This is a genomic window from Parasphingopyxis lamellibrachiae (assembly GCF_003385775.1).
Lineage (GTDB): Bacteria > Pseudomonadota > Alphaproteobacteria > Sphingomonadales > Sphingomonadaceae > Parasphingopyxis > Parasphingopyxis lamellibrachiae.
The window spans coordinates 2,443,468-2,469,656 of record NZ_QRDP01000004.1; the positions used below are offsets into that span (position 1 = coordinate 2,443,468).

At 60.7% G+C, this 26,189-nt stretch carries 25 protein-coding genes; 11 read left to right on the plus strand and 14 right to left on the minus strand.

What is annotated here, in order from left to right; genetic code table 11:
- The first annotated feature begins 73 nt into the window (after positions 1 to 73).
- Positions 74 to 2,134, plus strand: a complete 2,061-nt coding sequence (locus DFR46_RS12245) for a S9 family peptidase (RefSeq protein ID WP_116236696.1) — start codon at positions 74 to 76, stop codon at positions 2,132 to 2,134.
- Between the two features lie 74 nt (positions 2,135 to 2,208).
- On the opposite strand, the gene rpsU is transcribed toward DFR46_RS12245, so the two are convergent.
- On the minus strand, positions 2,209 to 2,412 hold the full coding sequence (gene rpsU, locus DFR46_RS12250) for a 30S ribosomal protein S21 (RefSeq protein WP_116237330.1): 204 nt from the start codon (positions 2,410 to 2,412) through the stop codon (positions 2,209 to 2,211).
- A 235-nt stretch (positions 2,413 to 2,647) separates the two neighbouring features.
- On the opposite strand from rpsU, the gene DFR46_RS12255 reads away from it, so the two are divergent.
- The 6 genes from DFR46_RS12255 (at position 2,648) to DFR46_RS12280 (ending at position 9,227) form a co-directional block, all read left to right on the plus strand.
- Positions 2,648 to 3,412 (plus strand): class II aldolase/adducin family protein, encoded by a 765-nt coding sequence (locus tag DFR46_RS12255; RefSeq protein WP_116237331.1) that lies wholly within the window; start codon positions 2,648 to 2,650, stop codon positions 3,410 to 3,412.
- A 30-nt stretch (positions 3,413 to 3,442) separates the two neighbouring features.
- Positions 3,443 to 4,021 carry a (2Fe-2S)-binding protein gene (locus tag DFR46_RS12260; RefSeq protein WP_116236697.1) on the plus strand — a complete coding sequence of 193 codons (579 nt, stop codon included), beginning with the start codon at positions 3,443 to 3,445 and terminating at the stop codon, positions 4,019 to 4,021.
- Between the two features lie 141 nt (positions 4,022 to 4,162).
- Positions 4,163 to 5,053, plus strand: a complete 891-nt coding sequence (locus tag DFR46_RS12265) for an RcnB family protein (RefSeq protein WP_245953844.1) — start codon at positions 4,163 to 4,165, stop codon at positions 5,051 to 5,053.
- Between the two features lie 128 nt (positions 5,054 to 5,181).
- Positions 5,182 to 6,456 carry a metal-dependent hydrolase family protein gene (locus DFR46_RS12270; protein ID WP_116236698.1) on the plus strand — a complete coding sequence of 425 codons (1,275 nt, stop codon included), beginning with the start codon at positions 5,182 to 5,184 and terminating at the stop codon, positions 6,454 to 6,456.
- Between the two features lie 58 nt (positions 6,457 to 6,514).
- Positions 6,515 to 7,195 carry a prolyl hydroxylase family protein gene (locus DFR46_RS12275; protein WP_116236699.1) on the plus strand — a complete coding sequence of 227 codons (681 nt, stop codon included), beginning with the start codon at positions 6,515 to 6,517 and terminating at the stop codon, positions 7,193 to 7,195.
- Between the two features lie 160 nt (positions 7,196 to 7,355).
- On the plus strand, positions 7,356 to 9,227 hold the full coding sequence (locus DFR46_RS12280; protein WP_116236700.1) for a DUF885 domain-containing protein: 1,872 nt from the start codon (positions 7,356 to 7,358) through the stop codon (positions 9,225 to 9,227).
- An 18-nt stretch (positions 9,228 to 9,245) separates the two neighbouring features.
- On the opposite strand, the gene DFR46_RS12285 is transcribed toward DFR46_RS12280, so the two are convergent.
- From DFR46_RS12285 to DFR46_RS12295, 3 genes are all read right to left on the minus strand, one after another.
- Entirely contained in the window at positions 9,246 to 9,788 is a 543-nt protein-coding gene (locus tag DFR46_RS12285) for a SixA phosphatase family protein (protein WP_116236701.1), read from the minus strand.
- On the minus strand, positions 9,785 to 12,508 hold the full coding sequence (locus DFR46_RS12290; RefSeq protein WP_116236702.1) for an ATP-dependent DNA helicase: 2,724 nt from the start codon (positions 12,506 to 12,508) through the stop codon (positions 9,785 to 9,787). The genes DFR46_RS12285 and DFR46_RS12290 overlap by 4 nt, the downstream gene beginning before the upstream one ends.
- A 62-nt stretch (positions 12,509 to 12,570) precedes the next feature.
- Positions 12,571 to 13,965, minus strand: a complete 1,395-nt coding sequence (locus DFR46_RS12295) for an aminotransferase-like domain-containing protein (RefSeq protein ID WP_245953845.1) — start codon at positions 13,963 to 13,965, stop codon at positions 12,571 to 12,573.
- A gap of 80 nt (positions 13,966 to 14,045) precedes the next feature.
- On the opposite strand from DFR46_RS12295, the gene DFR46_RS12300 reads away from it, so the two are divergent.
- Positions 14,046 to 14,474, plus strand: coding sequence for a DUF983 domain-containing protein (locus tag DFR46_RS12300; RefSeq protein WP_245953846.1), 429 nt, complete (start codon positions 14,046 to 14,048; stop codon positions 14,472 to 14,474).
- 110 nt (positions 14,475 to 14,584) lie between these two features.
- Entirely contained in the window at positions 14,585 to 16,186 is a 1,602-nt protein-coding gene (locus DFR46_RS12305; protein ID WP_116236704.1) for a lysine--tRNA ligase, read from the plus strand.
- Positions 16,187 to 16,225: 39 nt separating this feature from the next.
- On the opposite strand, the gene DFR46_RS12310 is transcribed toward DFR46_RS12305, so the two are convergent.
- The 5 genes from DFR46_RS12310 to rpmF form a co-directional block, all read right to left on the minus strand.
- Entirely contained in the window at positions 16,226 to 16,582 is a 357-nt protein-coding gene (locus DFR46_RS12310; protein WP_116236705.1) for a MerR family transcriptional regulator, read from the minus strand.
- Positions 16,583 to 16,593: 11 nt separating this feature from the next.
- Positions 16,594 to 16,893, minus strand: a complete 300-nt coding sequence (locus DFR46_RS12315) for an integration host factor subunit alpha (protein WP_116237334.1) — start codon at positions 16,891 to 16,893, stop codon at positions 16,594 to 16,596.
- A gap of 86 nt (positions 16,894 to 16,979) precedes the next feature.
- On the minus strand, positions 16,980 to 17,939 hold the full coding sequence (locus DFR46_RS12320) for a beta-ketoacyl-ACP synthase III (protein ID WP_116236706.1): 960 nt from the start codon (positions 17,937 to 17,939) through the stop codon (positions 16,980 to 16,982).
- Positions 17,936 to 18,982, minus strand: a complete 1,047-nt coding sequence (gene plsX / locus DFR46_RS12325; protein WP_116236707.1) for a phosphate acyltransferase PlsX — start codon at positions 18,980 to 18,982, stop codon at positions 17,936 to 17,938. Before plsX ends, DFR46_RS12320 begins: the two co-directional genes overlap by 4 nt.
- A 21-nt stretch (positions 18,983 to 19,003) precedes the next feature.
- Positions 19,004 to 19,183, minus strand: a complete 180-nt coding sequence (gene rpmF / locus DFR46_RS12330) for a 50S ribosomal protein L32 (protein ID WP_116236708.1) — start codon at positions 19,181 to 19,183, stop codon at positions 19,004 to 19,006.
- A gap of 198 nt (positions 19,184 to 19,381) precedes the next feature.
- On the opposite strand from rpmF, the gene DFR46_RS12335 reads away from it, so the two are divergent.
- Positions 19,382 to 19,807 carry an MAPEG family protein gene (locus DFR46_RS12335; protein WP_116236709.1) on the plus strand — a complete coding sequence of 142 codons (426 nt, stop codon included), beginning with the start codon at positions 19,382 to 19,384 and terminating at the stop codon, positions 19,805 to 19,807.
- 10 nt (positions 19,808 to 19,817) lie between these two features.
- On the opposite strand, the gene DFR46_RS12340 is transcribed toward DFR46_RS12335, so the two are convergent.
- Positions 19,818 to 20,477, minus strand: coding sequence for an MBL fold metallo-hydrolase (locus tag DFR46_RS12340; RefSeq protein ID WP_116236710.1), 660 nt, complete (start codon positions 20,475 to 20,477; stop codon positions 19,818 to 19,820).
- A 168-nt stretch (positions 20,478 to 20,645) separates the two neighbouring features.
- On the opposite strand from DFR46_RS12340, the gene pabB reads away from it, so the two are divergent.
- Positions 20,646 to 22,325, plus strand: coding sequence for an aminodeoxychorismate synthase component I (gene pabB, locus DFR46_RS12345; RefSeq protein ID WP_116237335.1), 1,680 nt, complete (start codon positions 20,646 to 20,648; stop codon positions 22,323 to 22,325).
- Here the strand turns inward: pabB and DFR46_RS12350 are convergent.
- The 4 genes from DFR46_RS12350 to DFR46_RS12365 are packed head-to-tail and all read right to left on the minus strand — an operon-like array spanning position 22,322 to position 25,995.
- Positions 22,322 to 23,053 carry a hypothetical protein gene (locus tag DFR46_RS12350; RefSeq protein WP_116236711.1) on the minus strand — a complete coding sequence of 244 codons (732 nt, stop codon included), beginning with the start codon at positions 23,051 to 23,053 and terminating at the stop codon, positions 22,322 to 22,324. The genes pabB and DFR46_RS12350 overlap by 4 nt on opposite strands.
- A 9-nt stretch (positions 23,054 to 23,062) precedes the next feature.
- Positions 23,063 to 24,241, minus strand: a complete 1,179-nt coding sequence (locus tag DFR46_RS12355; RefSeq protein ID WP_116236712.1) for an aromatic amino acid transaminase — start codon at positions 24,239 to 24,241, stop codon at positions 23,063 to 23,065.
- 9 nt (positions 24,242 to 24,250) lie between these two features.
- Positions 24,251 to 25,144 carry a prephenate dehydratase gene (locus DFR46_RS12360; RefSeq protein WP_116236713.1) on the minus strand — a complete coding sequence of 298 codons (894 nt, stop codon included), beginning with the start codon at positions 25,142 to 25,144 and terminating at the stop codon, positions 24,251 to 24,253.
- Entirely contained in the window at positions 25,141 to 25,995 is an 855-nt protein-coding gene (locus DFR46_RS12365; RefSeq protein WP_116236714.1) for a prephenate dehydrogenase, read from the minus strand. The genes DFR46_RS12360 and DFR46_RS12365 overlap by 4 nt, the downstream gene beginning before the upstream one ends.
- Positions 25,996 to 26,189: the final 194 nt, after the last annotated feature.

Here is a 26,189-nt window from a genome sequence, read left to right on the forward strand (position 1 = left end):
ACAGATCGAAACGCTATGGTCCGCAGCCCGGCAATATGCTTTAGATTTCCACTTCAAGCCAAGGGGGTTATCCATGCTCAAGCGACTCTGTGCGGCCATTTTACTGGTCTTTTCTGTTCCTGCTTTCGCCATACAGGCAACTGGACCGGAACGGCACTTTACTGGCGCCGACCTTTTTTCGCTTGAAGTCGCTGCCGATCCGCAGATCAGCCCCGATGGAAGCCAGGTCGCCTATGTCCGGCGCTCAGGCGATATCATGACCGACCAGTTTCGCTCGACCATCTGGCTTGTCGATACGCGTTCGAGCGAGCAGACACCGATTGCCGCGGGGCCGGGGGGGCATTTCAGCCCGCGCTGGTCGCCGGATGGCAGCAGGCTTGCCTATATTTCTTCAGCAGAGGGCGGGACTACACAAATCTTCGTGCGCTGGATGGAGAGCGGAGAGGCGGTTCGCCTGACGAACCTTCCCTACGCGCCGGGCAGCATCGCTTGGTCGCCGGATGGCACCAGAATAGCCTATTCCATGCTGATCCCCGGCGAATCGGCCGGGCTCGGTTCAGCGCCCGATGCCCCGGAAGGGGCGGAATGGGCGGACCCGCTGGATGTGACCACGGCGGTTGGCTATCGCGCGGACGGGCAGGGTTATTTGCGACCCGGCTTCAACCAGATCTTCGTGGTTCCCGCCGATGGCGGCACTGCTCGCCAGCTGAGTTTCGGAGACTATCATCATGGCGGGCCGCTGTCCTGGACGCCGGATGGTCGTGCCATTCTGTTTAGTGGCGATCTCACGCCTGACTGGGAAATGGATCCGGTCGAGGGAGAAATCTATTCGCTGGACGTTACGACAAGCGCAATCACCCCGCTTACCGATCGTAACGGGCCCGATGTAAATCCCGTTGTCTCGCCCGACGGACGTCATATCGCCTGGCTTGGTTTCGACGATCAGCGGCGCGGCTATGAGAATGTGTTGCTTCATGTTTCTGATAGCGACGGCTCAAATCAGCGGGTGCTTACCGGCGCCCTCGACCGTAGCATCAATACCGCCATTTGGTCGGCCAATAGCCGTGCAGTCTATGTTTCCTACGACGACCACGGACAGACGAAGGTCGCGCGCGTTTCGCTTTCGGGCAGTATCACGACGGTTGCCGAGGGGCTCAACGGCGCATCGCTCGACCGGCCCTATTCGGGCGGAAGTTTCAGTGTCGCGCGCGATGGTACGCTTGCGATTACCAGCGGCCCGGCGACAAGCCCGGCCGATATTGTGCTTGTCCGCGGTAGCAACCGGCGGCAGCTTACCCACCTGAACGACGATCTGCTCGGCCACAAGGTAATGGGCGAAGTCCGGCGCATGGAAACCGCTTCGACTTTCGATGGCCGGCCGATCGAATCCTGGCTGACCTTGCCACCGGGCCATGTCGAGGGGCAGCGCCATCCACTGATCCTCGAAATTCATGGTGGGCCCTTTGCCGCTTACGGGCCCCACTTTTCGACCGACAACCAGCTCTATGCAGCGGCAGGCTATGCTGTGCTTTCCGTCAATCCGCGCGGATCCACCTCATACGGTACCGAATTCGCCAACCTGATCCACCATGCCTATCCGGGCAATGACTATCATGATCTGATGAGCGCGGTGGACGGCGTGATTGCGGCAGGCTTTGCCGACCCGGACCAATTGTTCGTGACAGGCGGTTCTGGCGGCGGCGTGTTGACCAGCTGGATCGTGGGGAACACGAACCGATTCCGCGCGGCGGCAACCCAAAAGCCGGTCATCAACTGGACGACCCAGGCGCTGATTTCCGATATCCCCGTGTTCGTCGCCAATTACTGGTTCGGCGCGCTGCCCTGGGAAGACCAGCAATCCTATTGGTCGCGCTCCCCGCTCTCGCTTGTTGGCAATGTTGAGACGCCGACGCTGGTTCTCGTGGGCGGTGAAGATGAACGCACCCCGGTTAGCGAAGCTGAGCAATATTATATGGCTTTGCGCATGGAAGGCGTACCAACCACCCTGATCCGTGTGCCCGGTGCCAGCCATGGCGGGCTCGCCGCCCGGCCATCGCAAAGTGCCGCCAAGGCCTCCGCGATTCTCGCCTGGTTCGATCGCTACCGGAATGCGCCGAACGATATCATGGAGTGAGGGCATCTGTGGGTCTGACACAAAAAAGGCCGCCCGCAGGCAGCCTTTCTCAAATTCATATCGGTTGAAGCGATCTAGCTTCCGTCGCGTTCCAGGCGCTTACGCTCAAGCTTGCGGGCGCGGCGGACGGCGGCGGCGCGTTCGCGCGCGCGCTTTTCGGACGGCTTTTCATAGTGCCGGCGCAGCTTCATTTCGCGATACACACCCTCGCGCTGCAGCTTCTTCTTGAGCGCGCGGAGCGCCTGATCGACATTGTTATCGCGAACTGAAACTTGCATAAACCCGTACGTCTCCAATCGAACCATCTCGTTCCGCGAGCCGATTACGCCGGCGGACATAAATCTCTTAGCATCAATGCAATATGGCCGCAGAATCGCATTCCGCAGCGCTTCAGATGGGCAGCTAGCAACCGGCGCAGCCGATTTCAAGCAAAAAGCACATGGTCCGGCACTCGACATTCGCGCAGCTATGGGCGAAACTGCACCCAATCCCCTATTTCGAATGGAGAGCGTGATGGCCACGACACTTGCTAAGTCAAATCATGAAATGACCGACGAAGAATGGCAGGCCCGGCAGCAGCTCGCAGCCACGTATCGAATCTTCGCGATGATGGGCTGGGATGAAGCGATCTTCAACCATATTACCGTGAAGGTCCCGGGTGAGGATGGCGCGTTCCTGATCAACCCCTTCGGACTTCATTTTTCCGAGGTGAAAGCCTCGAACCTGATCAAGATCGATATCGACGGCAACAAGCTCAGCGAGAGCGATTATGGAGTCAACAAGGCTGGCTTCGTCCAGCACAGTCTCTTTCATCGCCATCTGCACGATGCCCATTGCATCATCCACACGCACACGACGGCAACGGCGGCGGTCTGCTCTATGGAGGGCGGGCTGCAGCCGGTGAATTTCTACGCCTGCAACTTCGCCGGCAAACTCTCCTATCATGATTTCGAAGGGGTCACTGTGCGCGAGGAGGAGGGCGAACGCCTGCTCGAAAATCTCGGTAGCAACCGGATCCTGATGCTCAAGAATCATGGCCCGGTTGTGATTGCACCGACATTGCCGATTGCGGTAATCCAGTATTGGGCGCTGCAACGCGCGTGCGAGATCCAGCTCGAAACGATGCGGGCCGGGGATCCCATTGTCGTATCGCAGGATGTGATCGACGTGCATCAGCGCGATCTCTTCATGGCGCAGGCTTCGGCCGAGCCGGGCAAAGCCGAATTCGATGCATGGGTGCGTCAGGTGGATAAGATCGATACGAGTTGGCGGGAATAGCACGGCCTTGCCTTCTATAAGGATGCCGCAATGACTCGTATGACCGTCAACGGCCAGCCCGTTCACTATCGGATGGATCCGCGCACACCGTTGCTGTGGGCGCTGCGCGATGCGTCCAACCTGACCGGCACCAAATATGGTTGCGGTATCGGGATGTGCGGTGCCTGCACAGTCAATCTCGATGGCCGGGCGGTTCGTTCCTGCCAGATCAGCATCGCCGATGCCGAAGGGGCATTCATCACGACCATCGAAGCGCTGTCACGCTCTCGCGACCATCCGGTTCAGCAGGCGTGGATCGAGAAAATGGTCCCGCAATGCGGATATTGTCAGTCGGGGGTCATCATGGCCGTTGCGGCCCTGATCGACGGAAACGCCAATCCCAGCGATGACGAGATCGACGAGGCTGTCACCAATATCTGCCGCTGCGGCACCTATCCGCGAATGCGCGAGGCGATTCGGCTTGCGGCACGCGTTTCGCGCGGTGAGGAGCGGCTGGCCGCGGCTCCGCCGCCGGGAATTGATCCCGGCGATGCGGCGGCGCATGTCGCCGCCCTGACACCGCCGGACGAAGACGCCGACGACGATCCAGGTCGAATTGTGACGGATTAGGCCGGTTTTGCACTTTCGACGCTGTCGTTAATGAAAACTTGCTATTTCCTGACTCACGAGTTCAGGATCGCCTCATCGCGGCCCCTCTAGAAGGGCCTCAGAGGTGGCCATTCCCGTGCCGCCATGGATGGAGATGTAACAATGCGGATCAAGATGATCGCTCTGTTGCTGGCGGCGAGTGCGGGAACACCGGCCCTCATAGCCCCGGCGCAAGCCCAGAATTTCAGAGAAGGTGGCTCGCGCGCAGTCGAGACGGCCCTGCCCGAAGTGGCAGTGCTTCAGCGTGACGGCCGACGTGCGAACCGTGGCGAGCGCCGCGCCAATCGCGGACAGCGTTCCGGCAATAGAGCCGACCGCCGGCAACGCCGTGCAAATCGCGCGCAGAATAATGGCAATCGGGCCAATCGTCAGGAGCGTCGCGCAAATCGTGGCAATCAGGCCAATCGCCAGCAGCGCCGGGCCGAACGGCGCGCGGATCGCCGTCAGGAACGGCGAGCTCAACGGCGCGTTGATCGTCGTCAGGACCGTCGGGCAGAGCGCCGTTATGAGCGTCGCCAGGATCGCCGCGCTGACCGGCGTCAGCAGCGTAGGGCAGAGCGCCGGGTAGAACGTCGGCAGAATCGCAGGGCAGAGCGCCGCTATGAGCGCCGTCAGGATCGCCGGGCCGAGCGTCGCTATGAGCGCCGCCAGGATCGACGGGCGCAGCGTCGCTTCGAACGTCGCTGGGATCGCCGCGCATGGCGCAATGATCGCCGCTATGACTGGCGGCAGTATCGACGCTACAATCGCAATCTCTATCGTTCCGGGCGCTACTACTCGCCGTATCGCGGCTATCGCTATCGGAGATTCGATGTTGGCCTGTATATCGGCGCCGCCTTTTTCGGATCGCGCTACTGGATCAACGATCCCTGGCAGTATCGCCTGCCGGCTGCCTACGGTCCGTATCGCTGGATCCGTTATTATGACGATGTCCTCTTGATCGATACACGCAACGGCTATGTCGTCGATGTGATCTATGAGTTCTTCTACTAGAATTCATGCGGGGGAGAAAACCGAACGGCTCCGGGCAAAAATGCCCGGAGCCGTTTTCTTTTGGCTTGCAACAATGCCGGTGAGGCAGCAGCATGGCTGGATAGGTCCTGACCTCTGGGGAGATCACCATGCTACGCCTGTTTTCGTTCTTTACTCTGATGTCGCTGTCCAGCGCTGCGCTTGCACAGGAAGCGACGACCGTCATCCATGCCGGAAGAGTCATCACCGAAGCAGGCATGCCAGCGCTCGGGCCGTCGACAATCACGATCCGCGATGGCCGGATTGTCAGCGTATCGGAAGGCATTGTGCCACCGGAAGCCGGTGCCGAATTCGTCGATCTTTCCAACCGCACCCTGTTGCCGGGCCTTATCGAAACGCATTCGCATCTCGCCGGCGATCCCGGCGGCGATTACCGCAATGAAGCGGTCGACTCAGATGAATGGGGCGTCGTTATCGGCGTCAGGAATATGGCCACCACCGCGCGGGCCGGTTTCACCACCGTTCGGGTGCCGGGCATTGGCAACGATGTCGGTGCGGCATTGCGCAGGGCGACCGCCGAAGGCAGCCTTCCCGGTCCGCGCATTCTATCTTCCGGCCATGGCCTGTCGATCATTGGCGGGCATGGCGATGTTTCGGGCTTCCGAGAAGATGTGAATGCGGTTCTTGATGGCCATAATACCTGCACCGGGCCGACAGAATGTGCGGCGCGCGTCCGCGAAGCGGGCAGGCGCGGGAGCGATTTCATCAAGATCACCGCAACCGGCGGCGTGCTCAGCCAGCAGGCCCGCGGTCTCGATCAGCATTTCACGGATGAGGAAATGCGCGCCATTGTCAGCACGGCGCATGGCCTCGGCATGCATGTTGCAGCCCATGCCCATGGCGCGCGCGGCATCGAGGCGGCGGCGCGGGCGGGTGTGGATTCCATCGAACATGGCACCTTTGCCGATGATGCGGCACTCGCGGCGATGCGCGAAAACGGAACCGTCTTCGTGCCGACGCTGATGGCCTATACTGGCATCCGCGAGCGGCTCGGCACAGGCGTGTATACTGCCCAGGTCGAGCAGAAAATCCGCGAAACGCTGGCGGTGGTTGGGCAGGCGGCCCGGCGCGCGCATGAGCGGGGCATCACGGTTGTTTTTGGTACGGACGCTGGTGTGTTCGAGCATGGCCGTAATGCCGAAGAACTGGCCATGTATGTGGATATCCTCGGCATGACGCCTGCAGAGGTATTGCGTTCGGCGACCGTCGATGCCGCGGAGCTTGTCGGAATGGAAGGCGAGATTGGCCGGCTTGCCCCGGGCTATTCGGCCGATCTCATTGCGGTATCGGGCGATCCGCAGGCGGATATCGCCGTGCTCGGCGACGTCGGCTATGTGATGGTTCGCGGACGGCCGATCGAATAACGGCCGCCTTGTCGATCCGGGCTTTGCACGAATCACCCTTTTTGATAGCGCTTCAGGCATGAGCATTACCGACAAGTCCGTTCTTGCCGCGCGCAACCGCGAAATCATTGCGCATATTCAAGCCCATCCCAATGTGCAGCGCGTGCCGACACGGAATATCGATGCCTATGTCTGTCGCAATTTCCTGGACGATGCCGAGTGCCAGTTGCTGGTCGAAAAGATCGACCGCGATGCGCGTCCATCGACATTGTTGTCGAGCACCGACGATACAGAATTCCGGACAAGCTCCAGCACCGATTTCAATCGGCAGGAACCGGCGATCGACGCGATCGAAGAAAAGATCACCCGCTTCATGGGAATTGCCAAGGAAAATGGCGAAACGATCCAGGGTCAGCGCTATGAAGTCGGCCAGCAGTTCAAGCCCCATAATGACTGGTTCTACGAAAATCAGGATTATTGGAAGACCGAGAAAACACAGGGCGGCCAGCGCATCTGGACGGCCATGGTTTTCCTCAACGATGCCCAAGTTGGCGGCGCGACCCGGTTCAAGCGGCTCGGCAAGATGTTTCACGCCGAAAAGGGCAAGCTGTTGTGCTGGAACAACCTGACTTCAGAGGGCGATCCCAATGAATGGTCGCTTCACCAGGGGATGAAAGTTCGCAAGGGCGTCAAATATATCATCACGAAATGGTTTCGTGAGTTGCCCTGGACCCCGGGCGGCCAGCCGAGCCAATATTAGCGGTTGAAACCGGATCTTGCTGCATTTCGTGGAAGGCCTTTGTCTGCTCGTCTAAGAGCGATGGACATTTGTCGACACACGCATGATTGCATCCGCCAATACTCTGTATTATGCAGCTAATACACATCGACCACATGACTTCCTCCGGAGATACAGTTCAATGACCCGCAAACTCATCCTGCTTGCAACAGCCGCCGTCTTTTCGACCACTGCGATCCCGGCCTATGCCGATCACCACGAAGCGCCGGCTGCCGAGGCATCCGATGCCGAAATGACTGAAGACCAGCGTTTGCGCGCGCTGTTTGCTGCAAGCGATGAAGACAATCTGCGCCGCAACCCGATCGGGGCCATTTTCCGCGGTGACATGCGCTATGCAGACCGGATCGGCGATTTCATCACCGACGAATATTTCGATGCCGAGCGCGCAGCCGCGACGGCAAATCTGGCGGCCCTGCATGCCATCGATCGCGAGGCGCTGAACCAGACCAACCAGATCGCCTACGATATTTTCGAGCTCGATCAGGAAGAGAGCCTGCGCGATCTGACTCCCGAACTGATGGCGCTGACGGTTGTTCGCCCGGTCAATCATTTCACGGGCTTTCACACATTCTACCCGACATTTGCCTCGGGGCAGGGCGCCGCGCCGTTCAACACGGTCGAGGATTATGAAAACAACCTCCTACGGCACCGCGATTACATCACGATAAGCGACCGGGCGATCGGCCGGTTCCGCGAGGGCATGGAATCGGGCGTTGTCGAAACCAAGATGACGATTAACAATGTGATCAGCCAGCTCGACACCCAGCTTGCCGGGGATATTGAGGATTCGCCTTATTATCGCCCTGTCCTCAACTTCCCGGAAGATATTTCTGCAGAAGATCAGACGCGGCTGACCGAAGCCTATCGCAGGGGCACGGAAGAGCTTTACGCGGCCAATACCCGGATGCGCGATTTCCTGCGCGACGAATATCTGCCGGTTGCCCGCGATGGCGTTGGTCTCGTCCATATGCAGGGCGGCGATATGCTGTACGCGCAGATGGTGCGCGATACGACGACGCTCGACGTTACGCCGGACTATATTCACGATCTCGGCCTCAGCGAAGTCGCGCGGATCACGGCGGCGATGGAAGCGGTCAGGGACGAAGTGGGTTTCGACGGTACGCTGCAGGAGTTTTTCGAATTTCTCCGGACGGACGACCAGTTCAAACCCGAATCGCGCGAATGGCTGACCCAGCGCTATTATGAGATTGGCGAAACGGTCGATGAGCGAATCGCGCCGCTCTTCTCTCTGCTGCCGCAGAGCCCACTGGAAATTCGTCCTTATGAACCGTTCCGCGAACAGTTTGAGGCAGGTGGATCATACAATTCCGGTACACCGGACGGGTCGCGTCCCGGCGTATTCTATTTCAACGCCTATAATTTGCCGGAACGCCTGACGCCCGGCATGACGACACTGTACCTGCATGAGGGCGCCCCCGGCCATCATTTCCAGATCAGCCTCGCCCAGGAAAATGCGGAACTGCCAAACTTCATGCGCTTCGGCGGCAATACGGCCTTTGTCGAAGGCTGGGCCCTTTATGCCGAAACGCTGGGCTATGAGATGGAGATGTTCGACGATCCCTATCAGCGGTTCGGGACGCTCAATGACGAGATGCTCCGCGCTATGCGGCTGGTCGTCGATACCGGGCTTCATTCGAAAGGTTGGACCCGCGATGAATCGATTGCCTATATGCTCGCCAATTCGGGCATGACCAACGTCGAGGCTACTTCGGAGGTTGAACGCTATATTGCCATTCCAAGCCAGGCTCTGGCCTATAAGGTTGGCGCGCTCACCATTCAGGCGTTGCGCGCGCAGGCCGAAGCGGCGCTTGGCGATAATTTTGACATTCAGGGTTTCCATGCCCAGGTGCTCAGCACCGGCGCACTCCCCATGGCGGTGCTGGAGACGAAAATCTATGACTGGATCGAAGCCAATGGCGGCGAACGCCCGAGCGGCGTCGACATGATGGCCGTACACGGTTCGGCCGACTAATCGAACCGGCCTCGGCGGCTAATAGTCGTCGGGGCCGAGCTCACTGTCGAGATCGCGCGGTCGGACGAAGCGGAGAAGCTTCCCCGTGCCGGGCGCGAGATCTTCCCAGCTTTCCACATCGAATTCCATTTCGGCGAGGCTGCAGGTCGGGAATTTCTCCTCGACCTCGGCCCGCGCCTTGTCCCCCTTGCTGTCCGGCACGAGCAGCAAAACCAGATCCTCAAGCCCCGAATTGTGGCCTGCGAGCAGCAGGGAGCCGATGCTGTCATCAACCTCATGCACGATATCGAGTAATGTCATGTTGGAGGCGAGATAGACGCGGCGGTCCCATTCGGGTTCGATCGCTTCGCCATACCCTTGGGCAACGCTTTCCAGCGTTTCGACAACCCGGACGGCAGGCGATGCGATCGCGGAATCGAACAGCACGCCCTCTTCCTGCATATGCTCACCCATCGTGGTGGCGGCGCGCTTGCCCTTGGCATTTAGGGGGCGGTCGAAATCGCGTTCGACGGGATCGTCCCAGCTCGATTTGGCGTGACGCAAGAGGATCAGGCGCTTCATTTACTCTCCATGACACGTGATTTTGCAACCTGTTGCCCGATTTCGGCGACAGAAGAAAGACGTGCCGATACACGGGCTACCGCCTCATCGAGAGGAACGCGCGACACGGCTGTACCTTCCGGAAAAGCCGTCAGCAGGCGCGAAGGCGTGGCGGCGGACAAAAGAACGAACATGCCGGTATCATCCTTGCGGCGGATCAGGCGACCAAAGGCCTGGGCCAATCGTGCGCGCACGACCCTGTCGACATAGGCATTGCCGCCATTGGCCAGTTTTCGTGCGGCATGGAGCACCGTCGGGCGTGGCCAGGGAACGGTTTCCAGCACAACAAGGCGCAGCGAGTCTCCCGGCACATCGACGCCGTCTCTGAGAGCGTCCGTACCCAGCAGGGATGCATGTGCGTCGTCGCGGAAAATATCGATCAGCGTACCCGTGTCGATCGGATCAACGTGCTGGCTGTACAGGGGAAGGCCGTTGCGCGCGAGGCGGTCGGCGATCCGCGCATGGACGGCCTTTAGCCGCGCAATCGCCGTAAACAGGCCCAGCGTCCCGCCATTGGCGGCTTCCGTCAGCCGGGCATAGGCACCCGCCAGCGCAGGCAGGTCGCCCTTTTTCAGATCGTTGACGATCAGCACTTCGCTGTTGTTCTCATAGTCGAACGGGCTTGCGGCCTCGAAGCGCCTAGGCGCAAAGTCGAGATGCTGCGCTCCTGCACGCGCTTCGGCGGAAGCCCAGCCTTCACCGCCTTTCAGGGTTGCCGACGTGACGATCAGGCCGTGCGCTGGCTTGATGACGGTTTCGGCAAGCGGCTTGGTCGGGTCCAGCCAGTGGCGATGCAGGCCGATATCATATTCGCGCCCGTCAAAACGGTCGATAGCCAGCCAGTCGACGAAGTCGAGGTCTGCAGGACCGCCCAGCCGTGCAAGGAGCGAAATCCAGGCGGCGAGCATCTGGCCGCGTGTCATCAGGCCCATCATCGCCCCTTCGATCCGTGCGCGCGCCTGCGTGTCCAGCCAGTCGGGCGCATCTTCGAGCACGGCTTCCAGCCGCTGGCGAAGAACGGTCAGCGGCCGGTGCAGCGCTTCCAGCGCCTCCGCGGCCACTCCTACGGCGGCGATCAGCGCGCCGTCCAATTCGGCCGCTTCCGTCTCGAGCCCATAGCCTGCATCCTGTGCACTGGCCCGGGCGAAGACCGTGCCGCGCACGGCGGCGAGAAGTTTTTCGATAGGGCCCAGCGGCATGCCCTCGGCGACCCGGCCGAGCCAGCCATCGCCCGGCAACGCGGATGCCGCTGCGCTGGCTGCCTCGATCGCTTCGCCGCCCGCCTCGTCATAGGAGGCGACATCCATGAGCCGGGCGGAAAGCCCCCGCCGCCGCCCGCGATGCTTGCCCTCGGGGCCGATGATCCAGCGCCGGAGTTCGATCGCTTCCTGCCCGGTCAGCGCGGCGGAGAATGTGGAATCGGCAGCATCGAACAGATGATGCCCCTCATCGAAGACAATGCGCGTCAACGCCGAACTGTCTTCCCGCCGCCGTTCGGCCATGATCATCACCAGCGCATGGTTCGCGATGACGAGGTCTGCGCCTTCGGCTGCACGGGCCGAGCGTTCGATGAAACATTTGCGATAGTGCGGGCAACCGGCATAGACGCATTCGCCGCGCCGGTCGGTGAGAGCGGTGGCGCCTGCACGGCGGAACAGGGTTGCCAGCCAGCCCGGCAGATCGCCGCCGACCATGTCGCCATCCTTGCTATAGGCGGCCCAGCGCGCGACGAGTTGGGCCAGCACCGCAGCCCGCCCGGCAAACCCGCCCTGAAGCGCATCTTCCAGATTGAGCAGGCAGAGATAATTTTCGCGGCCCTTGCGAACCACGACTTTTTCGCGCCGCTCGGCCGGGTCGGGAAACAGCTTCTCCGTTTCGCGGTCGAGCTGGCGTTGCAGGGCCTTGGTATAGGTTGAAAGCCAGACCGCGCCGTCGGCTTCCTCCGCCCAGAGCGATGCCGGCGCCAGATAGCCGAGCGTTTTGCCGATCCCGGTTCCGGCTTCCGCGATCAGCATGTTCGGCTGGCCTGTGGCCGCGCGCGGTTTGAAGGCGCGAGCGGCGGCACGGGCATAATCGCGCTGTCCCTCCCGTCGTTCGGCGTCGGTCCCGACCAGATTTTCGAGCCGGTCGATCGCGCGGTCTTCGTCCAGCGTCACCGTTCGCGGGGCAGGGCGGGGTGGCTGATCCTCCCATTCCGGAAGCCGGGAAAAGAGCCAGCGTTCGGCCTTGTCCGGCTTGGCGATCCGTTCCGCCACCGCCGCGGCCCATGGCCAGCGCAACCGGAACAGGCTTTGGGCAGCGCTCCAGGCACCCTCGCGCTCGCCCCATTCCTTCCACTGCAATGTATCGAGCAAATGTTGTGCCGCTTCGAGCAGCAGCATCGCCGCATCTTCGTCACTCTCGGGGACGGTCAGGCCAAGTGTCCGGGCGATACCGGCCGGAGTCGGTACGGTGAAACGCGCCGGGTGGACAAAGGCAAACAGCTCTAGAAGGTCGAGGCCGGAAAGTTCCGGATAGCCCAGCCGCTGACCGGTCATCGGCGCGTTCAACAGGATCATCGGTGTTTCGGCAGCGGCCGAGATGGCCTCGCCGCGCCCGCTTTCACGAATCTCGCCATCGGGCGAAGCTATCCAGATCCCGCCATGGGTGGCGTGAAGGGCGCTATAGGGGAGCGGATCCATGTGCGTCTCATCGCGCACCGGGAACGAAAGGGCAACAAGGCTGCTGCCTGCCTCGACTTTTCCTACACGAGCGGGCTCGCGCGCCCCGCGCGATGATGCAGCATGGCGTCCAGCATGGTCAGGGCGCGTTCGAGCCGATCCCGGCCGAGACTGCCGCCAATAGAAAGGCGGATGGCCCGTTCGCCGATCCCCGGTTGGGCCCAAAAGGCTTCGCCCGACACGGCGGAAACTCCCAGGGGTTGCAAGGCATTCACCAGCTCGAAAGGCGATGTCCCTTCCTTCACCGGAATCCAGAGATGATAGCCTGCGCGCGCCGCCCGGTAGCTGCCCGGCGGAAGGATGCCGTCGACGATCTCCTGCCGGGCCAGGCACTCGGTTCGAATCTCGTTCACCAGTTCCCTCCAGCTCCCGTCGAGCAGCCATTGCGTACATGCCGCCATGTTGAGCGGCGGCGGCATGATGGTCGTTTCGTGCGCATCGGCGGTCAGGAGCAGGGCTTCGCGAAGTGTGGGCGCGCGCAGATAGGCGATACGCAATGCCGGCGATATGATCTTGGACAGGCTGCTGACATGCCATGTCCGCTCGGGCGCAAGCTGGGCGAAAGAGGGAAGCCTGTCGGTTGCGAGGCTGCAATAGGGCGCATCCTCGATGATCGCGACATCGTGCTCGCGGGCAATAGCAACGATCCGTTCGCGCCGGTCTTGGGGCAGGGTGGCGGTTGTCGGATTGTCATTTGTCGGCACGGTATAAAGGGCGCGAATGTCCGAAGTCGTGCAGGCCCGGCTGAAAGATTCCGGGTCGATGCCATGTTCGTCTGCTGCAAGGGGGGCGATTTGCAGTTTTCGCCGCCTGCATATGGAGAGCCAGCCGGGATAGACGGACGGTCCGCAACAAACAGTCTCTCCCTCTTCCAGGAGCGAATTGGCGATGGCGTGGAGGCCGGTTTGCGCGCCGCTGACGACTAGGACTGTGTCTTCGGATGCTTCCATGCCCTGCTCCGAGAGCCATCCAGCTCCGGCCTGGCGGTCGGCCGGTGCTCCGCCGCTGGGTTGATACTGCAGCCGGTTGGCCGCGGCGTCGCCCTGCAATATGCTCTGGATGGCGGCTGAATAGCGATCGGCCAGGGAGCTGTTCGCCGGAATTGGCGGCAGGTTCATCCCGGTGTCAAAGGGCGCAATTTCGGCGAGGATCTTTGGGTTTGTACCATCCCGGACAAAGCTGCCGCGCCGGCCCGCTGCATCGATCAGGCCCAGTCTGCGCGCCTCGGAATAAGCGCGTGTGACCGTGCCCAGGTCAACGCCAAGCGTTTCGGCAAGGTCCCGCTGTGGAGGCAGTCGGTCTCCCGGGCGCAGCCGTCCGCTCTCTATGTCATGGGCCAGTGCGCCGCTTATCGAAAGATATATCGGCCCGTCATGTGTGGCGATCTCGGGGACCCATTTTTGTCCGGCTGATTGCATTGACTTTGTATGCATACAAAACCCATATGAAGCAAGGCTGCGAATCGCAGCGCGATGCTTGAACAAATGCGAGGTGCGTTATGTCCGACGCGAAATTCGATCCGGATGACAAATTGCACTGGATTTTCCACTGCGGCTGGAAGAATCGCTGCCCGCATTGCGGCGAAGGCAAGATGTTTTACCGGTGGCTGAAACTGATCGACACATGTCCTGCGTGCGGGCTCAACTATAATTTTGCTGCTCCGGATGACGGGCCAGCATTCTTCTCCCTGTGCATCGTCGCCTTTCCGCTCATCTTCTTCGTGGTCTGGATCCAGATAGCGTTCAATCCGCCGGTCTGGGTGCATTTTCTCACTTCCGTCCCGTTCATGGTGATCGGGTGTATCGTGCCGCTGCAGCTCATAAAGGGGTGGCTGGTGGCCTCGCAGTATGTGAACAAGGCTCAGGAAGCCGGCACCGCCAAGATCTGGGGGGATTTGCATGCCAAGGCGGAGAATGAGGAGAGTTAGGTCGCGAAACCCGCGCGCATCGTGCGGCAATTTCTACCCGCCCGCTTCCTGATTATTCTGGCGCCTGTGGGGAGTTCCCCCTACCTGCTCTTTCCGCTAAAGCCCCGGCGATGAACGACAGCTCCATATCTTCTGCCCTGCGCGACGCAGCCCTCAACTCCAAGGCCTGGCCCTATGAGGAGGCGCGCAAGCTGTTGAAACGCTATCCCGACGGCAAGCCGGACGGATCGCCGATACTCTTCGAAACCGGCTATGGGCCCAGCGGCTTACCCCATCTTGGTACATTTCAGGAAGTTGCACGCACCGAAATGGTTCGTCACGCCTTTGCTGAGCTGAGCGACACACCGACCAAACTCATCGCCTTTTCCGACGATATGGACGGCATGCGCAAGGTCGCCGAGAATCTTCCCAACCGCGACATGCTGGCCGAACATCTGGACGAGCCCCTTTGCCGCGTACCCAATCCCTTCGATACCGGACATGAGAGTTTTGCCGCGCACAACAACGCGATCCTGTGCGAATTTCTCGATCGTTTCGGTTTCGACTACGAGTTCATGGCTTCTTCGGAGTGCTATCATTCTGGGCGGTTCGACGATTCGCTTCGTCTCGTTCTTGCGCGCTATGGCAAGATCATGGATGTCATGCTGCCGACTCTCGGCGAGGAACGGCGCGCCACCTATTCGCCCGTGCTGCCGATTTCGCCGGTGAGCGGCAAGGTGTTGCAGGTGCCGGTCGAGGTTGTCGATCCGGCGGACGGGCTTGTGCGGTTCGTCGATCCGGCGACCGACGAGGCCATCGAGCATTGCATTCTGGGCGGTCAGGCCAAGCTCCAGTGGAAAGTCGATTGGGCGCTCCGCTGGACGGCGCTTGGCGTTGATTATGAGATGGCCGGCAAGGACCTGATCGATTCGGTAACGCAGAGTTCGAAGATCACGCGCGTCCTGGGTGCAAAACCGCCAGAGGGGTTCAATTACGAACTTTTCCTCGACGAAAGTGGCCAGAAGATTTCAAAGACCAGGGGCAATGGCGTGACTATCGATGAATGGCTCACCTATGCGCCCGAGGAGTCGTTGAGCTTCTACATTTATCGCGATCCGAAAAAGGCAAAACAGCTAAGCTTCGGAGTGATCCCCAAGGCAGTGGACGAGTATCATCGCTTCCTCGGCGCCTATCCGGAGCAGCCGATCGAGCAGCGGCTGCCGAACCCCGTGCATCATGTCCATGCCGGCACTCCGCCTGCGCCGCATATGCCGATCAGCTTTGCGCTGCTCCTCAACCTGGTTGGCGTGGCGAGCACCGACGACAAGGATCTGATCTGGGGTTTTGTCCGGCGTTACGCGCCGGAAGCCAGCCCGGAAAGCCATCCCGAGCTCGATGCGCTGATCGGCCATGCCCTTGCCTATTTCCGCGATTTCGTAGCCGATACGCTCGAACGGCGCGCGCCTGATGAGCGCGAAGCGGCCGCGTTGCGCGACCTGGACCAGGCGCTGGCGGCAATGTCGGGTGATGCCGATGCGGAGACGATCCAGAATGCCGTGTTCGAGATAGGTAAACGGCACGAATTCGAGCCGCTGCGCGATTGGTTCAAGGCCCTGTACGAAACACTTTTAGGTACAAGCCAGGGGCCGCGCATGGGCAGCTTCGCTGCGCTCTATGGAATCGACAATGTGCGTAAACTGATTGCCGGGGCATTGGCGGCGGCTGCGGACTAAGTCTCGCTTGTCAGCCCGCATACGCGGGAAGGGCAGGGCCTATTCGGCAAGCGCGTCGGCGAGATTGCTTCTGAGCGTTTTCAGTTCGGCGAGCAGGTCGGGCGGAAGGCGAACAGCGCCGGTTTCCGGTTTTGCCGGCGCGGATCCGCGTTCTTCGGTCTTGCCCGCCAGCACTTTCTGCACTCCGCGGATCGTATAGCCGTCCTCGTTGAGCAATCGGTTTATGCGTTCGACGAGCGCCACATCTTCGGGCCGGTAATAGCGGCGATTTCCCGCCCGCGTCAGCGGTTGAAGTTGCGGGAAACGGGTTTCCCAATAGCGCAGGATATGTTGCGCAACGCCAAGCTGGCCGGAAAGCTCTCCGATAGTGCGAAAGGCGTCTGCGTCCTTTGCCATCAGATCCGAATTCAGCTTCCCTGGGCGATTGTTTCGCGCATCGACTGGCTGGCCCGGAATGTCAGTACGCGGCGCGGTGCGATCGGCACTTCGACACCGGTCTTCGGATTGCGGCCAATGCGCTCGCCTTTGTCGCGGAGGATGAAACTTCCAAATCCGGAAATTTTGACATTCTCCCCATCGGCCAGCGAATCGCACATATGCCCGAGTACCGATTCTACCAGCTGAGCCGAATCGGCGCGCGAGAGTCCCAGCGATTCATGGACGGAATCTGCCAAATCTGCCCGGGTCAAAGTCCCTGCGTCGCTCATCAACATCCCCCTTATCGTTCTTTTCCTGTGACAATCCTTAACTGAGCACGGACAAAGGAGCAAATCCCGCAGCGCCGGGCCCTGTATCAATACCGGACGATGGAGGCGCCCCAGGTGAAGCCGCCGCCCATGGCCTCCAGCGCCAGTACGTCGCCGCGCTTGATCCGTCCGTCGCGTATCGCCGTATCGAGCGCCAGGGGAACCGAGGCCGCCGACGTATTGGCATGCTGGTCGACCGTAATGACGATCTTTTCCGGCGACAGGCCGAGTTTCTTGGCTGTGGCATCAAGGATGCGGCGATTGGCCTGATGCGGGACGACCCAGTCGACCGCCGAGGCGTCGAGACCGGCCGCGTCCAGGGTTTCGTTCAGCACATTGGCGAGATTGACCACCGCGTGGCGGAAAACTTCTCGACCCTTCATGCGCAGTTTGCCCACTGTGCCGGTCGTCGAAGGGCCGCCATCGACGTAAAGCAGCTGATTGTGTCGCCCATCGGCGTGGAGTTTCGATGCAAGTATGCCCCGGTCGCCCTCTTCGGCTCCGAGTATCACGGCGCCCGCGCCGTCCCCGAACAGAACGCAGGTCCCGCGGTCCTCCCAGTCGAGAATTCGGCTGAAGGTTTCCGAGCCGATTACGAGCGCTTTCGATGCGGAGCCGCCACGGATCATATTGTCGGCAACGGTGAGCGCATAGAGAAAACCGGAACATACGGCCTGCACATCGAAGGCAACGCAATCATCGATTCCGAGACTGGTTTGAATGATTGTGGCTGTGGCCGGGAAAGTCTGGTTCGGCGTGGAGGTTGCAAGAACGATCAAATCGAGATCGCCGGCCTCCATTCCGGCGTCGTCGAGCGCCCTTTGCGCCGCGAGTGTGCCAAGGCTGGCCGTCGTTTCGCTGTCGTCGGCGATATGGCGGAAGCGAATGCCGGTACGTTCGACGATCCACTCATCCGATGTGTCTACCGTTTCCGTCAATTCCTCGTTGCTGACGCGCCTCTCAGGAAGGGCTGAACCGGTGCCCAGAATTGCCGATTTCAAAGTCATTCAGCTGCGTCCTCGATTGCTTTGTTGGGAAAATTTTCGAGGTCGTTCGATATTTTCCGGATGATATCGGCTTTCGCCATCTTTGCAGCAACCCCGATCGCGTTGCGCACGCCGTTTGAATCGGCACCGCCATGGCTTTTCACTACAAGGCCGTTCAGCCCCAGGAAGACGCCGCCATTATGGTTGTTGGGGTCGAGCGTCCGTTTCAGAAGGTTCGCCGCTGGGCGCGACAGCAGGAAGCCGAATTTGGAACGGAGCGAGCTCGTAAAGGCATTGCGGATCAGGTCCGCCACGAACCGTGCGGTACCTTCGATCGTCTTCAGGGCGATATTGCCCGAAAAACCGTCCGTAACGATCACATCGACATGACCGCGCGAGAGACGGTCGCCTTCGATAAAGCCGGTAAATTCGAGCGGCAGCGCATCGGCGGCGCGCAGCCGGGCTGCTGCGTCCTGCAGGATGCCCGTGCCTTTCAGTTCTTCGGTCCCGATATTGAGCAAGGCTGTGCGCGGTCGCGGGATATCGAGGACGGTGCGGGCATAGGCGGCGCCCATGACGGCAAACTGGACGAGGTTTTCAGCATCGCATTCGGCGTTGGCGCCCAGATCGAGCATTACGACATCGGTTTTGCCGAGTGTCGGCAGGAGTGCGGAAATAGCCGGCCGCTCAATGCCCTCCATGGTGCGCAGGGCTACCTTGGCGATGGCCATCAGCGCGCCTGTATTGCCGGCCGAAAGCACCGCTTCGGCTTCGCCTGCCTTCACGGCGGCGATGGCCATGCCCATGGACGAATCCTTGGAGCGCCTGAGCGCCTGGCTGGGCTTGTCCTCGCCAGAGATTACGCTGTCGGTATGAACCAGCTCGACATTGTCGGCCAGTGTCTTGTGCTTGGCGATTTCGTTCCGGATCACGGCTTCATCGCCGAAAAAGACGAAACGGAGATCTGGGAAATCGGCGCGTGCAGCAGCCGCGCCTCCCACCATCACTTCCGGACCCACATCGCCGCCCATCGCATCGATGGCGATCCGCGGCGCTTGTGTCATCCGGTTACCTCCGGTTCCTGCTTAGGCGTCGACCGGAAGGATTTCGCGGCCATTATAATGGCCACATGCCTGACACATGTGATGGGGACGCTTCAATTCGCCGCAATTTGGGCATTCGCCAAAGGCTTCAACCTTCAGCGCATCATGCGCGCGGCGATTGCCACGGCGGGAGGGCGATACTTTTCTCTTCGGAACGGCCATGTCGGCACCTTAATAGCTAGCAATTGCCAAAAACTGTCTCACCCACGGCATTACGAGCTTCTCCGGCGACCATCAAGGCTGCCGCATTCTCTCGATACCGATAAGCGGTGAAGACCGGCGCATATAGCGAATTCGCAGCGGCTTGCAACCTTTGTAAGTGCATGCGAGGTCAGGCCCCGAACGAAAAAAGGGGGCATCATGAAACTCGAAATCACACTTGTCGTTGCGGCGGCGGCGGTATTGCTCAACCTCTGGCTCTCCATCCGCGTCGGCCGGGTGCGGTTGGCGGAGAAGGTTTTTGTCGGCGATGGAGGCAATGAGGCGGTGATTCGCCGTATGCGTGCGCACGCCAATTTCATCGAAAATGCGCCCTTCTTCCTCGTTCTGCTGGCGGTTATCGAACTGGCGAGCGGTTCCAGCATCTGGCTGTGGGGCGTCTCGCTTCTCTTCGTTATCGCGCGCATAGCCCATGCCTTTGGTATGGACAGGGACAGCAAGCTGCGTCCGTTCGGCGTGATGATGACGATGCTAATCCTGCTCGGCCTGGCTCTCTATGCGCTTTTCATTGCCTATTCGGGAACCGTTTTCACGGGGACCGAAACGACAACCTCCATCGCGGCCTAGAAGATCAAATTCAGCCCAGCGCGGCATCCGAAACAAAGGCATTGGTCTGCCGTTCACGGGCGAAGGTCGACATCGGCCCATGCCCGGGAACGAACGCCGTTTCGCCCCCGAGCGGCCACAGCTTCTGCGTGATCGCGTCGATCAGGTCCTGATGGTTGCTCATCGGGAAATCGGTGCGACCGATAGAGCCCTGGAAGAGCACGTCTCCGACAATTGCGAATTTCGATTCGGGGTGATGGAACACGATATGGCCGGGTGTGTGACCGGGGCAGTGATAGACATCGAGGGTCAGCTCACCCACCGTTACCTGATCGCCATTGTCGAGCCAGCGATCGGGTTCGAAAACCTTGCCCTCCATGCCCCATTTCCTGCCATCATCCTCAAGCTTGGAAATCCAGAACCGGTCCGCTTCATGCGGCCCTTCGATCGGCACGCCCAGTTCTTCGGCAAGGATCTTGGTCTGTCCGCAATGATCGAGATGGCCGTGCGTCACGAGCAGTTTTTCGATGGTCACGCCCATCTGCTTGGCAGCGGCCTTCAGTTTGTCGAGATCCCCGCCAGGATCGGTAAAGGCGCCGCGCATCGTCTTGGTGCACCAGATCAGGGTGCTGTTCTGCTGGAGCGGCGTCACCGGAATGATCGCGGCTTTGAGGGGGGCGGTGTCTGTCATGGCGGGTGACATGGCAATTGCTCGGCACGCTTGCAACTGGCGAAGTGCGCCAAGGCTTGGCATGGGGCGGGGGTGACAGACGCAATCGCCCATGAAACGCCTTTCGTGCTCCTCGACGATGCACGGGTCGACGGTGCGTCGGCGCGGTTGTTTACGCGGCCGGTCGCCATGGTCGAAGCGCGGTCGCACGATCAGGTCGAGATGGCTCTGGGCCGGCTGGAACGCGCAAGAGAGAATGGCCTCCATGTTGCCGGTTTCATCGGCTACGAAGCCGGCCTGGCGCTGGAGGACCGGCTGGAGCCGTTGCGGCGCGAGCTTGAGGCCGGCTCGTCGCCACTGCTGTGGTTCGGCCTGTTCGAAGAGATGGAGCGGATCGATGCCGATGCAGTGCCGGCAATGCTGCCGGATCCCGCCGGCGGCTGGGCCGGGGCGCCTCTGCCGCGCGTTACGGAAAGCGGCTATGAAAAGGCTTTCGCACAGGCGCAGACCTATATTTCATCCGGCGATATTTATCAGACCAACCTCACCTTTGGCTGCGATGTAAAGATCGCGGGCCATCCGCTCGCCATCTATGCGCGGCTGAGGGCGGGGTCGCTGGCCGGCTATGGCGGTGTCGTCTGGACCGGTGCGCACTGGCTGCTGTCGCTGTCGCCGGAACTCTTCTTCTCGCTCGCCGATGGCCGGATCACGGCCCGGCCCATGAAGGGGACGGCGGTCCGGCAGGGCGATCCTGCGGCGGATAATGCTGCACGAGAGGAATTGCAGGGCGATCCCAAGCAGCGAGCAGAAAATCTGATGATCGTCGACCTGCTCCGAAACGATCTTTCGCGGGTGGCCGCTCCCGGCAGTGTCGATGTGCCGTCCCTGTTTCATGTCGAATCCTATCCGACCGTCCATCAGATGACTTCCACGGTTACCGCGGAGATATCGCCGGGCGCATCGCCAATCGATATCATCCGAACCATCTATCCCTGCGGCTCGATCACCGGCGCGCCCAAAATCCGGGCCATGGAGATCATCGACGAACTGGAGGCGGCGCCGCGCGGACCCTATACAGGTTCGATCGGCTGGATCGATCCGTCAGGCGATGCGGCGTTCAACGTTGCCATTCGCACGCTGGTGCTCGAAGATGGCGCCAGCAGTGCGACGCTTGGCCTGGGCTCGGGCATAGTCGCGGATAGCCTGATGGGGGACGAATGGCGCGAATGCCTGGCCAAGGGGGCTTTTGTGACTGAGGGGCAGCCACGCTTCGATCTTGTCGAAACGATGCGCTTTGACCCGGTTGCGGGGATCGAGCAACTCGAACGGCATCTTGCACGCATGAAAGCGAGCGCTAGGGCATTGGGATTTACGTTTGACCGGCACACCGCGCGCAACGAGCTGCAGGCGGCAACGTTCAGGGTAAAGGCGCTGTCGAAAGTCCGCGTGCTGCTGTCACGGCACGGGCGGTTCGCGATCGAAGTGCGGCCATTGCCTGAGTACGCCGCCGAACCGGTGGTTGTGGCGATCGCTTCTCGCAACGCCGATCCGCTGGACTTCAGGCTTAGCCACAAGACGACCGCCCGGTCGGTATATGACGAGGCGATGGTCGGGCGCGGGACTTTCGAAACTCTGCTCGAAGACGGCGAGGGTTTTCTCACCGAGGGCTGCTTCACGTCCCTGTTCGTCGAGCGGGAGGGGCGGTTGCTGACGCCGCCGCTATCCCGCGGCCTGCTGCCCGGTATCTTACGCGAAGCGCTGATCGAGGACGGGCGCGCTGTCGAGCAGGATCTGGTGCGCGATGATCTTGCCGGGGGTTTCCTGATCGGCAATGCGGTGCGCGGTCTGCTTAAAGCGCGGCTTGCCTAGACGCCCAAGCGGTAAAAATCGAGCGCCAGTATTCGTTCGATATGGCCGAGCCACTCCCGGATGCCGTCATTGGCGCGGGCGCAATCGAGCTCAATCACGACATTCTGTCCGCGCCGTCCGGTACGCACTTTCACACCATCGGCCAAGAACACGCTTTTGAGTGCGATGGCCGTACCGCCGTTTGCGCCGACAAGTTTCGGGGCATAGATATTGCTGTCATCGAACGAGAATTGGCCGCCTGCGCTGTCGGCCGCCGAGACATTCTCCATACCCATGAAAACATCCGCCCGGTGCAGGGCGCTGGCAGACCGGCTGATTCCGGCATGCCGGAAAAATTCGACCGCCTTTTGCGCATCTTCACGCGCGCCGACAGCAATATGCTGGCGTTCTTCGAGATAACTGTGCCAGCGATCGATATTGTCGAGGCTCGAAAATTCGCTGTTGAACAATGCCCGGAAGCTGTTCGCATAACTGTACCGCAACGGTTCTTCTGCTACATCAAGAGTAACCAATTTGACGATTTTGCGCCGTGAGCGGGCCATGAGGATCGCATTGGTAAAGAGGAATGCAGCAGCCAGTGTCTCGGTCAGGTCGGCACTGGCGGGCAGATTGTGGCAGCGCAGTGCAAAGACGCTGGCTTCGCCTGACGCGATATCACCGATAGCGGTATCGAACTCGGTCTTTTCACTGTCGAGAAACAGGTTGGGAACGTTGGGAAGCGAGGCCATGGGGCGCTCCTATAGTGCCGTTACGAGCTTGGCGGCGATTTCGTCGATCTTGGTAATATCTATGCCGGCAACATTCATCCGCCCATCGGGAATGATATAAACGCCCTGCTCCTCGCGCAGCGCGGCGGCCGCTTCTGGCGTGACGTCGATCAGCGAGAACATGCCCATACCCTTGTCGATATAGGTCCAGTCGCGATCCTGTTTGGCACGCGCCAGTGCAAGGGCCAGTGCACCGCGTGCGGTGTTGATCGTTTCGCGGATCTCCTTGAGCTCAGCGAGCCAGTCGGCCTTGAGCGCCGGGTCCTGAAAAATGGTCCGGACGATGGCGGCGCCATGATCGGGTGGCATCGAATAATTGGCGCGCGCAAGAGCGAGAAGGTTGGAATTGGCGGCCGCCAGATTGGTGTGTCCCTTGCCAACCAGCAGGGCCGCGCCCGTGCGTTCGCGATAGATGCCGAAATTTTTCGAGCAGCTCAGCGCGAGCAGCATTTCCGGCGCTTTATCGGCGACAACGGCAACCCGTTCGGCGTCTTCCTTCCAGCCCCTGCCGAAACCCAGATAAGCGGAATCGACAAAGGGGATCAGCCCCCGCGCAACTACGCCTTCCGCAAGTTTTGCCAGTTCCTCAAGGTCGGGATCGATCCCGGTGGGATTGTGGCAACCGCCATGGATAACAACGACGTCGCCGGGCGAGGCGGCATCCAGCGCTTCGAGGATCGCATCGATTCCGGAATCCGCGGTGAATTTCGGATAGGGATAGGTTGCAATCCGGGCGCCGACCGCGCCGAAGATCGCCCGATGGTTCGGCCAGCTCGGATCGGGTATCCAGAAACTGGCGCCGGGATTGAGGCTCAGCGCCAGTTCGGCCAGTACGCGAACGGCTCCGGAGCCGCCAATCGACTGGATACCGACCATATCCGTCCCATAGACATGGTCGGGCAGCACTTCCTTCGCCAACAGCTCGACAAAAGCCTGATCGCCGCCGACGCCGACATAGGTTTTCGTCGTCTGCGTATCGATCAGCTTCTGTTCGGCGGCCTTTACGGCGCGCATGATCGGTGTCAGGCCGGTTTCGTCCTTATAGACGCCGATCCCGAAATCGACCTTGTCTTCGCGCGGATCGGCCTGATAGGCGCGGCTGATGGCAATGATTTGGTCGAGCGGGCGGGCGACGGCATTGTCGAACATGGGTTTCCCTTAAAGTTTGACCGATTTGACGGGCAGGAAGCCCGAATTGGCGTTACGGACGTCGCTTGCGACATAGCTGCCGAGCAGTTTGACGTAGCGGGCCTTTTCTTCAAGCGCACGCAAAGCGGACTGCACAGCATCATCCTCCAGCCCGCCGCCGATATCGATATAGAAAGTCGGCAGCGCCGTTTCTTCGGATATCGTATAGGTTTCGAGCGTCGTGATATTGATGCCGGCGTCGCGAAACACGGCGAGCGCCTCGATCAATGCACCCGGCTGGTGATCGATCTGAAAGATCAACGTGGTGATCGTCGCGTCGGAATAATCCGGGTCGAGCGACGGTTTCTCAAGGGCGAGGAAGCGGGTGTAGTTATTCTTCTGGTCGGCAATGTCCCGTTCGATCACCACGCCGCCGAAAACCTGAGCCGCAACCGACGAGCCGATCGCTGCAACATGCGGATCGCCAAGCTCGGCCACCTGTTTAACCGCAGAGGCGGTATCGACCGTTTCGATCTGCTCGGCGTCCCGGCAATGCGCTTCGATAAAACCGGAGCTCTGGAGGAATCCCTGGCGATGGCTCAGGATGCGAGTGATACTGCCGAGTTCGGACACGGGCTGCGGGCCCGAATGCGCCTGGATCAGGCAATGTTCGATCCGTTGCATCCGTTCCTGGACGATGGCCATTTCCGTCGAGAGCATCAGGCGATGGACGTCCGGAATGCGTCCGCTGGTCGAATTCTCGATCGGGATAACAGCCGTCTTGCGCTCGCCGGCTTCCACCGTTTCCATGATTTCGCCGAAAGTGCGCAAGCCGACATGCTCGGCATCGGGAAACATGCCGACCGCCGCCTGATAGCTATAGGTGCCCGGCGATCCGAGATAGGCGATTGTGTCAGCGGTCATCCATCATTCTCCAGCGCTTCGATCCGGTCCTTTGCCTCGCTCAACGAGTCCAGCAACGGGTCGGGATCAGGCTCGTCGGCCATGGCGGCGATCAGATCAAGCCGTTTTTTGAATTCTTCGAGCACGGCTTTGAGTTCGGGGCCGTTGGTACGGAATATGTCCGCCCACATTTGCGGATCCGATCCGGCAAAAGCGGCAATGCTGCGATAGGAGGTCGGCAACAGCGTAGCCGGTTCTTCGGCGCCAAGGCCGGCAAGCGCATAGGCAATCAGATGCGGAAGATGAGATCCCAGTGCCAGCGCCCGGTCATGGGCATCGGGCTTCATCTCGCTCACCGTCGCGCCGAGCCGTTCCAGCAGCTCCCGTGCGTCGGCAAGCGCTTCGGGAGCGGTCTTTTCGGTTGGCGTGAGCACGAAAGGGCGCGTCGTCACGATATCGCCGCTGGAGCGGCCGGGCCCGGCAGAAATACCGCCGGCCAGCGGATGGCCGGGAACAAATCGGCTGGCGTCGGCATGCGAGTTTTCCGCAGCGTCCACAACCGCCTGTTTTACGGATCCCGTATCGATGATGAGCGCGGTGCAACCCGGCAGCTCCAGAAGGGCGACAACCTGCCGGGCGATCGTGGCGACCGGCGTCGCCACGAAAATCGCATCGCAACTCGCAAGGTCAGCAACCTCGGTCGCGATCCGGGCCTTGGGATGGCGCTCCGCCACATAGGCGGCATTGCCGGCGCTTATATCGTGCACGTGCAGGGTCACATCCGGCATCACGCGCGCCAGCCGGGCTGCGACGGCGCCGCCGATCAGCCCTGCTCCGACAAGGCCGATATTCTGGAAATCGCGAATGCTCATCGCGCGGACAGGCAAAACATGTGCTGCATGGCACTGCTCAAAAGCCGCTTCACGGCACAAATGCAAACAGAATAGGCTTTGTCTGTAACAAAATTTGCTTTCCCTCCGAACGACTGAGTGGGGCGAGCGATATCGGTTTCAGCGCTGGTTCAGTCCAGTTGGGCCATAGTCCGGTCCGGGAGCCGCACGAACGA